At 36.0% G+C, this 16,088-nt stretch carries 14 protein-coding genes, 1 tRNA gene and 1 pseudogene; 13 read left to right on the plus strand and 3 right to left on the minus strand.

Annotated elements, in window-relative coordinates; translation table 11 throughout:
* Positions 1 to 10: 10 nt before the first annotated feature.
* The 4 genes and pseudogenes from P7V56_RS10355 to ribB all read left to right on the plus strand — a co-directional run bounded on the left by P7V56_RS10355 (position 11) and on the right by ribB (position 6,140).
* Positions 11 to 2,467, plus strand: a complete 2,457-nt coding sequence (locus P7V56_RS10355; protein ID WP_171221764.1) for a DNA translocase FtsK — start codon at positions 11 to 13, stop codon at positions 2,465 to 2,467.
* Position 2,468: 1 nt separating this feature from the next.
* A complete protein-coding gene (gene lolA1 / locus P7V56_RS10360; protein ID WP_240976598.1) occupies positions 2,469 to 3,110 on the plus strand; it encodes an outer membrane lipoprotein periplasmic chaperone LolA1 in 642 nt (213 codons plus the stop codon).
* 7 nt (positions 3,111 to 3,117) lie between these two features.
* Positions 3,118 to 4,527 (plus strand): annotated as a pseudogene (locus tag P7V56_RS10365) (LptF/LptG family permease); the annotation flags it as partial.
* A 476-nt stretch (positions 4,528 to 5,003) separates the two neighbouring features.
* A complete protein-coding gene (gene ribB, locus P7V56_RS10370; RefSeq protein WP_171221767.1) occupies positions 5,004 to 6,140 on the plus strand; it encodes a 3,4-dihydroxy-2-butanone-4-phosphate synthase in 1,137 nt (378 codons plus the stop codon).
* A gap of 70 nt (positions 6,141 to 6,210) precedes the next feature.
* Here ribB and P7V56_RS10375 read toward each other — a convergent pair whose 3' ends face one another.
* Complete coding sequence (locus tag P7V56_RS10375; protein ID WP_171221768.1) at positions 6,211 to 6,915, minus strand: hypothetical protein; 705 nt, start codon at positions 6,913 to 6,915, stop codon at positions 6,211 to 6,213.
* A 324-nt stretch (positions 6,916 to 7,239) separates the two neighbouring features.
* On the opposite strand from P7V56_RS10375, the gene P7V56_RS10380 reads away from it, so the two are divergent.
* The 9 genes from P7V56_RS10380 (at position 7,240) to P7V56_RS10420 (ending at position 13,388) form a co-directional block, all read left to right on the plus strand.
* A tRNA-Ser gene (locus tag P7V56_RS10380) sits at positions 7,240 to 7,324 on the plus strand.
* Between the two features lie 252 nt (positions 7,325 to 7,576).
* Complete coding sequence (locus P7V56_RS10385) at positions 7,577 to 8,794, plus strand: site-specific integrase (RefSeq protein WP_171221769.1); 1,218 nt, start codon at positions 7,577 to 7,579, stop codon at positions 8,792 to 8,794.
* 41 nt (positions 8,795 to 8,835) lie between these two features.
* Positions 8,836 to 9,768 carry a hypothetical protein gene (locus P7V56_RS10390; RefSeq protein WP_171221770.1) on the plus strand — a complete coding sequence of 311 codons (933 nt, stop codon included), beginning with the start codon at positions 8,836 to 8,838 and terminating at the stop codon, positions 9,766 to 9,768.
* An 88-nt stretch (positions 9,769 to 9,856) separates the two neighbouring features.
* Entirely contained in the window at positions 9,857 to 10,156 is a 300-nt protein-coding gene (locus P7V56_RS10395) for a helix-turn-helix domain-containing protein (RefSeq protein ID WP_171221771.1), read from the plus strand.
* The gene (locus P7V56_RS10400; RefSeq protein ID WP_171221772.1) at positions 10,153 to 10,518 is read left to right on the plus strand and encodes a hypothetical protein; all 366 of its coding nucleotides are present in this window, start codon (positions 10,153 to 10,155) and stop codon (positions 10,516 to 10,518) included. Before P7V56_RS10395 ends, P7V56_RS10400 begins: the two co-directional genes overlap by 4 nt.
* A complete protein-coding gene (locus tag P7V56_RS10405; protein WP_171221773.1) occupies positions 10,505 to 10,678 on the plus strand; it encodes a hypothetical protein in 174 nt (57 codons plus the stop codon). Before P7V56_RS10400 ends, P7V56_RS10405 begins: the two co-directional genes overlap by 14 nt.
* Before the next feature lie 164 nt (positions 10,679 to 10,842).
* Complete coding sequence (locus P7V56_RS10410; RefSeq protein WP_171221774.1) at positions 10,843 to 11,286, plus strand: hypothetical protein; 444 nt, start codon at positions 10,843 to 10,845, stop codon at positions 11,284 to 11,286.
* 121 nt (positions 11,287 to 11,407) lie between these two features.
* On the plus strand, positions 11,408 to 12,181 hold the full coding sequence (locus P7V56_RS10415) for an abortive infection family protein (protein WP_171221775.1): 774 nt from the start codon (positions 11,408 to 11,410) through the stop codon (positions 12,179 to 12,181).
* 145 nt (positions 12,182 to 12,326) lie between these two features.
* Positions 12,327 to 13,388, plus strand: coding sequence for a hypothetical protein (locus P7V56_RS10420; protein WP_171221776.1), 1,062 nt, complete (start codon positions 12,327 to 12,329; stop codon positions 13,386 to 13,388).
* 53 nt (positions 13,389 to 13,441) lie between these two features.
* Here the strand turns inward: P7V56_RS10420 and P7V56_RS10425 are convergent, their stop codons facing one another.
* Both P7V56_RS10425 and P7V56_RS10430 read right to left on the minus strand, forming a co-directional pair.
* The gene (locus P7V56_RS10425; RefSeq protein WP_171221777.1) at positions 13,442 to 15,013 is read right to left on the minus strand and encodes a hypothetical protein; all 1,572 of its coding nucleotides are present in this window, start codon (positions 15,011 to 15,013) and stop codon (positions 13,442 to 13,444) included.
* A 1-nt stretch (position 15,014) separates the two neighbouring features.
* On the minus strand, positions 15,015 to 16,082 hold the full coding sequence (locus tag P7V56_RS10430; RefSeq protein ID WP_171221778.1) for a protein kinase domain-containing protein: 1,068 nt from the start codon (positions 16,080 to 16,082) through the stop codon (positions 15,015 to 15,017).
* Positions 16,083 to 16,088: the final 6 nt, after the last annotated feature.

A 16,088-nucleotide genomic window follows, 5' to 3' on the forward strand; every position in this document is an offset into this window, starting at 1 on the left:
TACATCACCAATGGCAAAAACAGTAAAGAAAGAAACTAAAGAAAAGGAAAAAGACCCTAATCTGGAGCTCAAAATACTAAAGACTAAAAAACAATACCGAATGCTGTTTGGCTTTGTGTTGGTCTTGTTGTCTATAGCCTTTTTGGTTTCCTTTATCTCTTTCTTTCTGCATGGTCGTGTTGACCAAAGCGCCGTGGATGCCCTCACTGACAGGAATGAAGCAGTGCAAAATTGGTTGGGAAAATTTGGCGCCTATTTGGCCGATTTGTTTATCTACCGTGGTTTTGGTGTAGCTTCTTTCCTATTTGTCAAATTGTTCTTTTTGAGTGGTGCTTTCTTGGTTTTGGATTTACCGGTACACAAATTAAAGAACACTTGGTTTTGGGACTTGTTTGCCTTAGTGGTTTTATCCATATTGTTTGGCTTCTTTGCTTACACTTTACCCGAATTAGGCGGAACCATCGGTTACGAAATGAACTTGTTCCTGCAAGATTATATCGGAAAAACCGGAACGGCTTTGTTATTGGTTTTCTCCATCATTGTTTACCTAATCTTTAAAATAAAAATCTCTCCCGATGCCATCAAGTCTTTCTTCGAAAAGAAACACAAAGACCTCAAAGAAGACATCAGCAGCATGGCCGGTGCCAATGACAAAGGCGTAGATTACAATCTTGAAGAGTTTGCCGTAAACGAAGAAACGGAAGAGGAAATAGCAGAACCCACCTTGGTCACTTCTCAATTTGAAATTAATAAAGAAGCGCTCAAACCTACCATTGAACATGCTTCGGAAATCAATTTGGAACCTACCATTAAAACCGTTACTCCTACGCCACAGCCTGAACCTGCCAAGCAAATTATTGAAACCAATGATGAAGCTTTTGTAATTGAAAAAGCAGCAGATGAAGATGTTATGGAGGAAAACTTGGCGGCCAAACTGGTAGAAGATTTTGGTTTATTTGACCCAACCTTAGAATTATCCAACTATAAATTCCCAACGATTGACTTGCTCAAAGAATATACTTCTGTAGGCATTACCATCAATCAGGAGGAATTAGAAGAAAATAAAAACCGTATTGTAGAAACCCTTCGCAATTATAAAATCGATATTGCCCAAATCAAAGCTACTGTCGGTCCTTCGGTGACTTTGTATGAAATCGTACCCGAAGCCGGGATTCGTATTTCTAAAATCAAAAGTTTGGAAGACGATATTGCTTTGTCTTTGTCTGCTTTAGGGATTCGTATCATTGCACCTATTCCCGGAAAAGGAACCATTGGTATTGAGGTACCGAACAAGAACCCGACTATGGTACCGATGAAGAGTGTCATTTCTGCGGCTAAATTCCAAGAAGCGGAAATGGAATTGCCTATCGCTTTAGGAAAAACCATCTCCAATGAAACCTTTGTGGTTGATTTAGCCAAAATGCCTCACTTGTTGATGGCCGGTGCTACCGGACAAGGAAAATCGGTGGGATTGAATGCCGTATTGACTTCGTTATTGTACAAAAAGCATCCTGCGGAAGTGAAGTTTGTTTTGGTGGATCCGAAGAAAGTAGAACTAACTCTATTCAACAAGATAGAGCGTCATTATTTGGCCAAATTACCCGATGTAGAAGACGCCATCATTACCGACAACACCAAAGTAATCAATACTTTGAACTCGCTTTGTTTGGAGATGGACAATCGTTATTCTTTATTAAAAGACGCTATGGTGCGTAACATTAAAGAGTATAACGAGAAATTCAAATCCCGTAAACTCAATCCGGAGAACGGTCACCGTTTCTTGCCTTATATTGTTTTGGTAGTGGATGAGTTTGCCGATTTAATCATGACCGCCGGTAAAGAAGTAGAAACCCCTATTGCGCGTTTGGCACAATTGGCCCGTGCCATCGGTATTCACTTGATTATTGCTACGCAAAGACCTTCGGTAAATGTGATTACCGGTATTATTAAAGCCAACTTCCCGGCGCGTATTGCTTTCCGAGTTACTTCTAAAATTGATTCGAGAACAATTTTGGATACCCAAGGGGCTGACCAATTAATAGGCCGAGGAGATTTGTTGTATTCTAACGGTAATGATTTGGTACGTGTACAATGTGCCTTTGTGGATACACCCGAAGTAGAAAAGATTGTTGACTATATTGGTTCCCAAAAAGCGTATGCCAGTGCTTATTTATTGCCGGAATACGTTGGCGAAGAAGGCAGTGGCGTGAATTTAGAATTTGACATCTCAGAAAGAGACAGCATGTTTAGAGAAGCGGCCGAAATAATAGTGACGGCCCAACAAGGTTCGGCATCATTATTGCAAAGAAAATTGAAACTGGGTTACAACCGCGCCGGTAGACTGATTGATCAGCTCGAAGCCGCCGGAATTGTAGGTCCGTTTGAAGGAAGCAAAGCCCGCAGTGTGAACATCACCGACTTGGCTTCTTTGGAACAATTTTTTAACAATGAACAAAATAACCATTAAAATGAACAAGATTCTATCTATTGCATTACTCCTATTCTTGAGTTTTACTGCTAATGCACAAGATAAAAAAGCCAAAGACTTGTTAGACCAAGTTACCGCTAAGGTAAAAACCTATAAGAATATCTCCATCGATTTTAAATATACTCTTTACAACAGTAAAGAAAACATCAATAAAGAAAGTAAAGGCAATTTGGTGCTCGAAGGCAACAAATATGTGTTGAACTTCTTAGGCGTTACCAAAATATATGACGGTAAAAAAAGCTACACCATCGTACCCGAAGATGAAGAAGTAACTATTTCGAGTGTGAATGACAAAGATGAAAATGCCGTAACACCAGCCAAAATGCTTACCTTTTTCAACAGTGGTTACAAATACTACTGGGATATACTTCAAGACGTTAAAGGACGTAAAATACAGTACATTAAATTGGTACCTACCAATGCCAAAGACCAACGCAAAGAAGTGTTGCTGGGTATCGATTCTCAAACCAAAAACATCTACAACGTGATTGAAATGGGGAAAAACGGAACTAAAACCACTTTGACTGTTAATTCTTTTAAAACCAATCAGCCATTATCAAAAAATCAGTTTACCTTTGCAGCGAGTAAATATCCCAATTACTACATCAACAAAATAGATTAAGCTCGAGGTGAAAATACTTGACCGGTACTTATTAAAATCTTTCCTGATTACATTTACTACGGTATTTGTAATCTTGTTTTTTATATTCGTACTCCAAGTAGTTTGGCTCTTTATCTCCGAATTGGCCGGAAAAGACTTAGACATCGTTATGATTCTTAAGTTCTTACTTTTCAAAATGCCGAGTATCATTCCTTTGGTTTTACCGCTTTCTGTATTGTTGGCTTCTATCATGACTTTTGGTAGTTTGGCCGAGAACTATGAGTTTGCCGCTATGAAGTCTTCGGGAATTTCTTTGCAACGCGCCATGCGCAGTCTGACGGCATTTATATTACTACTCAGTATTGTTGCCTTTTTCTTTGCCAACAATGTCATTCCGTTTGCCGAATATAAGTTTATCAACTTCCGAAGAAACATAGCTCAGGTGAAGCCCGCCATGGCGATAGCCGAAGGACAGTTTAGCGAAGTTGGTGCCTACAATATTAAAGTAGAAAAGAAATCGGGTGACAACGGTCGTTACCTTAGTCAGGTTACCATTCACAAAAAATCACAATTAGGAGCCGGAAGCAATACGGTTATCAAAGCCAAAAAAGGAGAATTGGTAAGCAGTGAAGATTCTAATGTGCTGAAACTGGTCCTCAATGACGGTAATTATTATGAAGACATTCCGATAAAGAAATTTGAAGACCGCGACAAAATGCCGTTTGCCAAGAGTGAATTCCAAAGGTATGTCATCAATATTGATTTATCGAAACTCAACAATACTAACATCAACGAAGAAAAAATCACCAACACCAACACCATGTTGAATGTGAGTGAACTTTCTTATACGCTTGACTCGCTGCAAAATAACTTTGCTAAAGATATTGTTTCCTATACGGAAAACATCAGCCAACGCTCGAGTATGACCCTCAGCAATTTAGTCAAAGACAGTATAGCCCCTAAACTCGATGAAACCGATTTGCTGAAGAGTTACTCTGAAAGCGATAGAATGCATATTTTAAGAGTGGCCAACAGCAATATAGATGCGGTCAACTTCTCGTTGGAGACTTCCAAATACGAACTCCAAGACAAACAAAAAAACATCAACCAACATTGGATAGCCTTGTACGATAAATTTGTAATTGCCTATGCCTGTTTGCTGATGTTCTTTATCGGTGCGCCGCTTGGAGCCATTATTCGAAAAGGAGGTTTGGGATTGCCTATTGTATTTGCGGTGCTCATCTTTATTATCTTCCACTTCATTAATACTTTTGGTAAAAAGGTGGCCCAACAGGATGAAATTTCCCCTTTCTTGGGTTGTTGGATGTCGTCGTTTGTCTTGACACCGCTGGCCATCATCTTGACCAAAAGAGCCACAGACGATAAAGGTTTCAGTATGAACTTTGATTGGCTGAGTAATTTCTTCAACCGCATTTTCCCCGATAAAACGGTGCCGGTATTGGCGACCCAAGGCGTTACGCCCGACTTGGCCATAGACGCACAAGAAGTACACCAATATTTGAATACGCTACCCGCCGACAGTAAGCCTAAAGCCATTGTTGAAGAGAAAGTATTGCCTACCGATAATCGTTCGGTGGAAACCCTCTTGCAACAGTACAACCTGTTTAGCTTGGTGGGCTTATTGAGTAATCTTATATTATTGGGTGTTTTCTTTTGGGGCAAACCCGATACTTTAGTTATAATCATCATAGCCGCAGTAGTCGCTATGGCGTTATTCTTTAGCCTATATAAAGCCCAGCAAGCCTTAAGAACTTTGGCCGCCAAGGCTAATAAGAAAGCAGACATACCGCTTTTGGCATTATTGGCAGCAGGGTTTCCTTTTTACGTCTTGTTTTATGTTTACAACAGGATATTAGTCAAACAACTTATTACAACAACTAACACAACGGTCTGATGGACACCACCACTAAAATACAACTCAACACTATAGAAGAAGCCATTGAAGACATTCGACAAGGCAAAGTCATTATCGTAGTAGATGATGAAGACCGTGAGAATGAAGGCGATTTTTTGGCAGCCGCCGAAAAAGTAACTCCTGAGATGATTAACTTTATGGCTACCCACGGCCGAGGCCTAATTTGTGCACCGCTCACAGAGCGTCGTTGTAACGAATTGGAACTGCACTCGATGGTGAAGAACAACACCGACCACATGGAAACCGCGTTTACCGTTTCGGTAGATTTAAAGGGTCATGGGGTTACTACCGGTATCTCGGCAGCCGACAGGGCTAAAACAATCTTGGCCTTGGTGAATGAAGATACCAAACCACATGATTTAGCGCGCCCGGGACACATATTCCCTTTGACGGCTAAGCAAGGCGGTGTCTTGAGAAGAACCGGTCATACCGAAGCCGCTATCGACTTTGCTAGACTGGCCGGATTCAAATCGGCAGGAGTGATTGTGGAGATTATGAACGAAGACGGAACCATGGCACGTTTGCCCGAATTGGTAGAAGTGGCTAAGAAGTTTGATTTGAAATTGGTTTCCATAGAAGACTTGGTAGCCTACCGCATGCAACACGACAGTCTGATTGTAAAGAAAGAAGACTTTGAAATAGAAACCCGTTTTGGTTCGTTCCGTTTGAGAGCTTACCAACAAACGACCAACAAACAAGTGCACTTGGCACTGACCAAAGGCAGTTGGAATACCGGCGAAGCTATCTTAACCCGTATCATTTCGACCCAAGCCAATAACGATATCCTAAACAGTTTAACGGATAGTATGGATAAAAAGCTGGACGATGTATTTAACCGCATCATCCAGGAAGGTAAAGGCGCTATCCTATTTGTAAACCCTGAGAAAGACTCATCGGATTTACTAAACCGATTAACCGAACTCAAACAACTGCAATCAGAAGGTATTTTAAAAGCACCACAGATTAAAATGGACATCAAAGACTTTGGTATTGGTGCCCAAATACTCCACGACATCGACATCGCGAAGATTAGATTAATCTCAAACACTACCCAAACCAAGCGTGTGGGAATGATTGGGTATGGATTGGAGATTACGGAGTATGTGGCGTATTAATCTCAATAAAAAAACCGATTAAAAACTAATCGGTTTTTTTATTGGTTATCTTCATCAGTAAGAACCTTTATTAAAGTGTTCGTTTCCCTCTAAAAGTACCGCTTTCCCCAAACGTTGGATTGTTCCAGTTACCGGCACAACTTATCGTGGTAATTTGCCCGTCAAAACTGGCTCCAGAACTCACGTTTCCAAATACGGCATTAAATTGATTGTTGGTTACAACCGCTGAAGTGGTATAGGTTTCATCACTGCCACTGCTTAAGACATAGCCGGTTAATACGCCGTTATTCACCATGCATTTGAATATGCCGTTATCATCGCCTTTAAAAGTGCCTTCATAACAAAGCACCTGTGAATAAGAGAGTTCATGGATGGCAAAAGCCTGAGGATTGGAGATACCAATATAAGTATAACTGCTGATTACCGGATTACTGCCGTTGGCACTGACCGAAAAGCGGAAAGAAACCTGACTGTTGCTGAACTCCGCATTGGTAATGTCTTCTCCTAGGGTAAAGTTATAAGTTGTGGTTAAGGTTTGGGTAATTTTATTGTTTTGGTAAATGTAAGCTTGCGCAATATTATCGCCATTATTGATTACAATTTTGAGCGAACCGTTCATGCCCATAATGATTCCTTTGTAAACCCCAAAAGCCGTATTGTCGAACTCAGGCTTGGTTTCAGGTGCTGTTGCATACACTACTTCTTCCTCATCAGAACTACTGCAAGAGAGTAATAAAAACAGAATCGGAAAAAGACTTAATACTTTTGCTTTCATAAATTTTTGGGTTAGGTTAATGAATTATTTCTTAGTCAACCGTAAATTTAACAATCTTTTGAATACACACAATAGGTTAATAATCAAAAGCTTGGGATTGTATTTTATATTAGTTGCTTCTTTGACAGTACGAAGTACGAAGTGGGGAGTATGAAGTGGGAAGTTTGAGGTTGGAAGAAGTTATTTTAGGGACTAAATAGCAGTTAGTGAAAGGAATAGCTTTGAAGCGAAAAAATAAGTGTATTTTTTACCTTAAATCTTTTTGCAAAATGAAAAAGGTTGCTATATTTGCAACCGCATTAAGCAATTAATGCCCGACTTATTGGAGAAATGGCAGAGTGGTCGATTGCGGCAGTCTTGAAAACTGTTGACTGTAACAGGTCCGGGGGTTCGAATCCCTCTTTCTCCGCAGAAAGCATGTTTCAAAAGAAACATAAAACTTCAAAACCCTTTAAACATCAGTGTTTAAAGGGTTTTTCAATTTTGGTCAGTGTGTCAAAAAACACATAAAAGATCATAGTACAGTGCACCTATAGGTGCACCTATGATTTTTAAAGAAAAATAGGTGCACTAAATGGAAAGAATTCGCTCCGAATTCGCTTCTAAATCCCTTTGAATTAAGCGTTTTAAATCAATTTTGTTTAATTTAAAGAAATGTGTTATGCTAAAAATTTTCTTTTACATCAGAGCCGAAAAAGTTAAGTCAAACGGCGAAGCCCCAATTTATGCCAAAGTTACCCTGGGTAATCAAAACATCACTATTAGTACCGGAAAGTATATTTCCTCTGAAAGATGGTTATTTACAAACAAACTGCGAAATTTACTGAAACTAGAACAGGAAAAAGTGCTCAAAAAGAGCCTTGATTTACTTGTATTGAACCTCAACAAAAAGTTCAATGAAATTTATGAAATCTATCCTGACATTGATTTGTCGATATTGAAGGAAGAAATATCAGGAAAAGTAAAGCATCGGAAATCTATATTGATATTGAGCATTTTTGAGAAACATAATATTGATTTTGCGAAAAAAGTAAACAACAATGAAAGAGCAGCGGCTTCGTTGCAGAAATATAACCGTTCATTAGACTTGATGAAAAACTTCATCAAGAAAACTTATCGGAAAGACGATATTGAAATAGATGAAATTGACGGTGCATTTATTTACAATCTTGAATCTTATTTGAAGTACGAAAGCGAATTTAAAGGCGTTGTTGGAATAAAAAACAATTCAGTTGTGAAATACTTCACAAACTTTAAAACCATGTGTAACTTCGGCATAAGGCTAAATTTAATTGATAAAAATCCATTCAATAAATATGATGGAAAATTGAAAGTTAGGGATGCTACTTTTTTAACAACGGAGGAATTAAATCTAATTGAATCGAAAACATTTAGTACAGAACGTTTGGAGAAGGTAAAGAATATCTTTTTATTTAGTTGCTACACAGGATATGCTCCTATTGATGCTTGTAATTTAACATTGTCGAATTTGATGCAAGATAGTAATGGACTTTATTGGATAAAAACTGATAGAGTTAAAACGGGTATTAGAGCAAATGTACCGGTTTTACCGCCTGCTCAAAAAATTATTGATAAGTACAGGGATTCCGAAGTAGGATTAATTCCAAAACTATCGAATCAAAAAATGAATGCCTACTTAAAGGAAATAGCTGATTTGTGCGGCATTGACAAGAATTTGACTTGGTATGTATCTAGGCATACTTTTGCTACTACTGTAACATTGGGCAATGGTATTAAAATCGAAAATGTATCAGCTATGATGGGACATACAAATATTAAGCAAACCCAACATTATGCAAAAGTCCTAGATGCAAGTGTTATGCATGACATGAGTAAACTAATGGAGAAGTATAAATAATCACTATAATTCATTAATTTTAACGATGTTAAAAATGAATTATGATAAATTATTTAAAAGAATTTCAAGACGCATTAGATGATTTCCTGGATCTGTCTATTTATTTTAATCAAAATGAAATACGATATAAATTCCAAGGTGTTTGGACTTCATCAAATTTTGAAAAAGATATTCAGGAAAAGGCTAAAAACTTAGAGCACTTATTATCCAGGCAATTGAAAAATGGCTTGGATAATAAAACCTTTTTGTCTGAACTTCAGCTAGAAATTAGGAAGGCTTATAATTTTTTATATGATATCTATTACGATGATTTTGATAATTTGTCTAAATCAAATCTGAAAATAAGGTATAGTTCGGCTTACCCGGATTATATTTCTGTTGACCTTTATACATATGAATTTTTCGAGAAGCTGATATCTAATGAAAAATTTCTTAAACAGTTTCAAAGCGGAAATATTGAATTCCAATTATTGTTCGAATCTTTATCGAATTTGTTCGAAAACTTTCAAAAGAATGATACAACCCCAAGTAGGCAGCAATTTGAAAATCTTAAGCTACTGAATTGTATTTACTGTTACCGTGAGATTTTGTTCGACTTACTAGGACTAATAGACCACTACATTTATAATTTCGATAAAATTGATTTTTCTAAAATTGAGGAAATAGAGTTTCAGCCAATTGTTCAGGCAGTAAAATGTAATTTGAATTTGAGCAAAGTAGAAGCTGCAAAATTCTTCAGTTTTTTAATATATGATAAAATTATCTTCATAGATTCTTCTGATGAAAAAGCGGATAAAATTCGAATTCAAAAATTTATTGAAAATAACTTCACTTATAAATCCTTAAATTCAAAACAAGAGTCTATAACAAAAATTAACCGTGAGATATCAGATTTTAAGTTATATAATAAAAGTGATTATAATAAGGTGATTGATGACTTCATCAAAATATTAGAATCCAAAAAGAAGACGTAATCTAACAATTCGCTCCGAATTCGCTTTAAAGACTTTGTTTTAGAAATGTTTTTATCAAAGTTTGTAACTCATTTCTAAATAATGAGTTATGAATGATACCAAAGAAGAATTGATAATTCCAACTGTTGGAAATATTAAAAAACTATTAGAGCCCATCTATTCGAGACTTGATAATATTGACACCACCCTCAATAAAAAGCAAGTTAACACAGGCCACACAAAATACTATCGAAACCAAGACCTGAAAAAGATTTTCGGTCTGTCTAGTAATACCATCATTAAGTATCGTGAAACCGGCATATTGCCTCATACCAAATTTGGTGACATCTACTTATATGATATTAAAGAAATAGAAGGGATTTTAAAAGCTAATCGAGTTGCATTATGAAAACAGATAAAAGAAAAGACCCTTTAACCGGTGAAGAATTTATACCTAAAAAAGTTTCACAACGATTTGCTACTCCTGGAAACAGAATCAAATACAATAATGAGAAAGCTAGTCAAACAAGACTTAAAAGAGGATTCGTAGACAAACCATTGCATAAGAACCAGGCTATACTTTTAGAGTTATTAAATAATAAAAACGAAGTTATTGTCCATGAAGAGTTCTTACGAGGCCGGGGATATAATTTTCACCTAACTACCCACTTTGATAAATGGGAAGGTAAAAATTACCCTTGCGTCTATGAGTACATGATTATAATACTTATAAACCAACAAATTAAAATTTTAAAAAATGATAGATATTAGACACATAGAAATGGTTACGCCGGATATTGAACGACAGTCCTTGATAGATACCAACCATAAACTAAAAAACACTACAATTGTGCTTTTTTCTGTATTGGTAATTATAATTGCGGCCGGTATTATTAATTACAATATTCAGGAGCAAAATAAAGAAAAATGAGTTTTTATTTTCTATACAGTTCCAAATTAATACGCATTTATTTAAATCAATACGAATGGAATACGTTTATAATTATTTCAAATTTAATTGATAGGTGCTTATATTTTCAATGAATTTATTAATCAATTATAGATTTTTCTATCTTTATTGAAAAACAACAAATTATGGACACTTTTAATGTTATGAGCTTCTCGTGGGATGAAGGAAGAGATTGGTTTTGCTTTGACCCCTTGGTTAAAACCAGCACTTATGCCTTTTTACATTTTGTTCCTAATAAAGAAAGTCCCAAAAAGGTTAAAATTATTGCATCCTTGAAGGGAATGGATAATACATTAATTGAAGTGCATGATTTTCTTTTGGAAATTGATAGTTCAGGAAAATATTATCAGGATCACTATATTGGAATTGTTCAAGACGGCATGTCCCAAAGGTTATATTTTAGTACATTCAATCCCGAAAATAACACACCGATGAAGAAAGTGTGCATTGGCGTTGAAGTTGTCAAGATAAAGGATGGTAATGATGATGAAAATGATGGCAGGTGGCTAACATCAGGAGGACCTAAAACACCTAATTTAATTGATAAAAGTTATAAGTTGGATAATTAAAAATAAGTAGAACTCAACTAGAGCTAAATATATCCTGTCTCTTTTGGCCGAATATGCTCAATAAAAATGTAAATAGTTGAGAATATAAATAAGTTAGGAAACATCACACACCACACCTTGCATGGAAGACAACACTATAAAAAAAATCAGAAGAGTTTTAACATATAAAGGAAGAGAAGATTTAGCAGATTTGCTTAGACATTCTACCTCGACCCTAGACGAATCTTCTACATTTGGAAGTCGGTGGTATTCGCGCTTGAGTAGCTTTGAAATTAAGTCGCATCCACAAATTCAAGAAAAGATTGATAAACTTCCAAAAGAAGATATTGATGAAATTAAGAAGGCGGTAATGGTTGTGTTTCCTGTTAAAGATAACGAACCAGAAATTACTGAAATAACTTTTTATCCGGATTTTGACATTGAAGCTCACGATTTGGTAGAAGTCAAAGAGCTTGAAAGAATTTCATTTGAATATATACATGAGCAAATTAAAAAGTGCAATAGTAAAATCGCAGAAAAAGATTTCGATGGAGCAGTGACAAGCGCTAGAAATTTAATTGAATCTATTTGTCTGTTCATCTTAGAATCTAAAACTGGAGAAAAGCATGAGTATGATGGAAATATGGTTAAACTCTACAAAGCAGTAGCATCTATTTTACACATGTCGCCTGGAGACTATGAAGACGAATTTCTAAAACAAATTTTATCAGGAGTATTTAGTATTGTAAATGGAGTTTCAGGGTTAAGAAACGCATACAGCGATTCTCACGGCACTTCGCCTTCCAAGGCCAAGGCTGGATATAAAATTGACGAACGGCATGCAATTCTCACGGTTAATCTAGCCAAAACTATTTCGGAATATTTATTTTTAAGTTATGAAAATAGCGTGAAGTGACGTCGCCTAACAGCCGTTTGGCGTAATAGCTGGTTTATCTTTTTTCGAAGATACTTTGAACATCAGAATTTCTTATTACATTTTTCTTTAACTTGCCGCTACTTCGCTAAGCGGCGGAACGTTGACGGTAATTTAAATCAGGAATATGCCTAGAATTGACGATTTTACATCTGCTGTTAAAATTGAGTTAGCCAATAGAGCCGGATATAAATGCTCTTTTCTTGGTTGTGGCGCAGCAACAATGGGACCAAGTGCGGAAAGTGAATCTTCGTCTACAAATTCAGGAATGGCCTGTCATATATCAGCTGCTTCAGCAGGAATTGGTGCTCGACGTTATGACCCAGATATGAAATCTGATGAGCGAAAAAGTGCAAGCAATGGTATCTGGATGTGCTATACGCATGGAAAAATAATAGATACTGATGAAACGCGGTTTTCAACAGATACTTTAAGAGCTTGGAAAAAAATTGCTGAAATTGTAGCGCAACTAATGGTCGAAAGAAATTTGACATATGAGCAAGCATTACATGCTGCAAAATCCAAAGATATGATTACTGACTCGATTCTAATTGAAGGTATAGGAAAGGAAAATATTTTAATAGGTGATGTTCTTCATGATTGCGGTGTTGAATATATATGGGGTAGGGACATAACTAATGCTATTCGAGATTTTTTAGTCGAACATAGCAGAAATGCTTTTCAGCATGGAAACGCGACAAAAATAGAATTCAAAACCAAGAAAAGCAAACTAATCTTGATAGACGATGGCGTTCAATTTGATGGCAAAAGTTTACTTGGTTCGAATAAAAAATCTGGCGGAACTATCTCAATAACTCAATTATTGAAAAATTTTGGGTCAAATCTAATTTTAATTTCCGAAAGAGAAGGCAACAATAACATACTTACAATATCTAAATTAAGTAATCCTGAAGATGTTCTTGAAATTACTCCCTGTAGTCATCAAATGGATTATAGTGATTTTAGAAAAGGCAGCATTGAGTTTGAAATCAGTGAAACTTGCAAAGAACTATTTATTGTTTTTCCAAAGTACATCTCTCCTAGCGATATTGGTTTATTAGGAAATAAACTTATTGGACTGGAAGAGAAAGGAAAAAAACTAATATTTGTAATGTGGAGGATGAATCCATGGATTATACAAATGTTAAAAGAAAATTATCCTGGTTGTGAAGTTATTCAAGTAGAATAAACTAACGCCAAAAGAGGTTTGGATAGCAATCCGCTTCTGAAACTCTCATAGATTTATTTTCTTAGTCCTTGCTTATACTTGCTATATGTTGTGATTAAATCATCTTTAAGGGCAGCTATATCTTTCTCATGTTCCATTGGGACTATATCATCAACAGCATCCATTATACCTTCAATATATTCTGAATCTGCAAAAATTTCTTCTCGTGCATAATTAAGAATTGCAATCCAGTTCAATTCACGATTATTTATACGTTTTGATTCTTCTATTGCCTCCAAATACAGTGCTCTACCTATGTTATGCTTTCCCTGACGAAAATATGCCAGCCCTCTAGTTGCAGTTAAACAAATTTCAGTTGTTTTATCAATATCATTAATTCTGAGGTTATCTAACTCATCAAGTGCTTCAGTTGCTCTGTTATCAAGGCCTAGCGAATATGCAAGATTATTTACTAATTGCGCATCGTTAGGATGGCTAATTAAACCGGCTCTAAGTAAGGATATAGATTTATCTTGATCCCTAAGTAGTATAGTTGCTATATTTGCTCCAAACAATATAGGTCGTTTCGAAAATGGCATGTCAATAAACCACCTTGCAGAGAAATCTACCGCTTTACCGTAATCCTTCTCTTGAAAGTTTTCAAAAGCTAAAGCTTCAAAATTCATTTCTACGTTAAAGCCGGAAGCATCTACATCAAGATTTTTATCTTTAGTTGCTGCCCACTCGACTTGAGCTAAAGTGTTATCATTCGGACTAATTAAGGATTTCTTGAATAATTCGCGACTTTTTTTATTACTCCCATTTAAAAGCTCAACAGTTCCAATGCTACTTGCTAATTCAGTAAAATTAAAAGGGGCAATATTTTTAGAGTTGATAAGGTCTAATCCTCCTTTTATAAACATAGAATTCCTACCTCGTACTGTTGCAATTGAGATTTCAGCGGAGGTTAACCATGGATCGTATTTTGTCGCTGGGCTTTTTCGTAATACATCATGGATAAATTCTACGTGGTCATAATCCTTATCATTTTGATTATGTACAAATAGACGACTTGCACAACGTAAAACAAATCTGTTATTAGGAGCAAGAGAGAGTGCATACTTCATATTCGAAATTGCTTTGTCCCTTTGTCCTAAAATTGAATAATACCTTGAAAGTTCAACATATAAAATTGGATTAGCTGGATAGGATAGTAACGATTTTTTTGCCTCCCGAATTTTCACTCGCACTAATTCAGGATAAAATAGTTCAAGTAAATTTTCAGTAGTGACATTATTATATTCTTGAAATGAGTCTTTTTTAGAGTCGTCATGTAACAACTTTGATGCTAAAAGTATTTGTGATTTTGTTGCCGACTTTTCATTAGACAAAATATAATTTGCTGCATCAAGTGCTTCAATAACATCTTCTTTGTTGTTTACAATTGCTGCTCCTACCAATTCGGCCGCAAAAGTAACAGTCTTGTTTAATTTCCATTCACTAATATAATTACTAAGATTGTAGCTCTCCTGAAAATTTTGACCGACAATTTGAAAAGAATTCAATTCACCAAGATTAATTGACTGATTGAAACTTCTCCAACTAGGAACAACACGTCTGTCTTGTATTTCGAATAAATTAGCCACCTTAAAAACTTTTTATTTTGATTTCAGCCTTCCTTTTGAGTACGTCCAATATTGTAACGAACCTCTCCATATTATATTTATTTTGTCCGAACATGATATTCCTTGGATGTCCTCTTCTTTCTGGAAAAGGATTGCATAGATAACTAACTAATTCTGTAAGTTCGCACTTTAAACTTTCATTATTAATATTAGTTTTGAATTCCTCAAGTGCTTTTGCAAATGCATTCTCCAAATAAGGAACTAAATCTTGAAATTCTCCTCTCCATCTATGCCAACTAAAATTGTCAGGGGTATATTTTGCCATTAAGACAGACATACTAATCCCTGAAAAATGGAAAACAATCAAACTTCCTAACATATAGCAATCGGTCGCAAATACTCTTTTTTGCCAATCGCTGTCGTAATATCGATAAAGAATCTCTGGTGGAGCATAAGTCCTATCTCCAGTAAAAACTCTCTTGTTATATGGGCCATCTAAATCGCGAGATATTGATCGTCCTAAATCACCAAGCTTACTTTCATTTTCGAAAACCAATATATTAGAGGGTTTCAAATCTTGATGTGAAACTTCAATTTTGTGAAGTTGCATTATCCCAATTGCAACATCATGTAAAGACTTAAGTCGCCATGCATAATTGAGATCATGGGAAAAATCGAGTACCTTCCTTACATCTCCTTCAGCAAGGTCAAAGATTAAGTACGGAACTATAGGTATTGAATAAGGCCCAGTTACATACTCTTGTCCAGACTCTTTAACAAAAGCAACTTTTGTAACATGCTTATCTCGGCAGTGTTTTGACAAATCTCTCTCATAAATGAAAGCTGTTGTCATATCATTCACTACATCTACCACATCAATTTCTTCTTCATCTTCTTTAGGAATTGCTATCGCTAAATAACCAGCAAAATCAAAAGCTTTCATAAAGGCTATTTCATCATTTCTTTCAACAAGGTACCCTACAGAGAAATTTGAACCTGAATGATTATCTTTTCTTTTAATTTTTCCTCTGACATACCATCCACTCTTTAATGTAATATTGGTCAAATTGTGCGCAGCGTTATTTTCCATATTTTA

The sequence above is a fragment of the Flavobacterium sp. IMCC34852 genome (genome assembly GCF_030643905.1).
GTDB lineage: Bacteria > Bacteroidota > Bacteroidia > Flavobacteriales > Flavobacteriaceae > Flavobacterium > Flavobacterium rivulicola.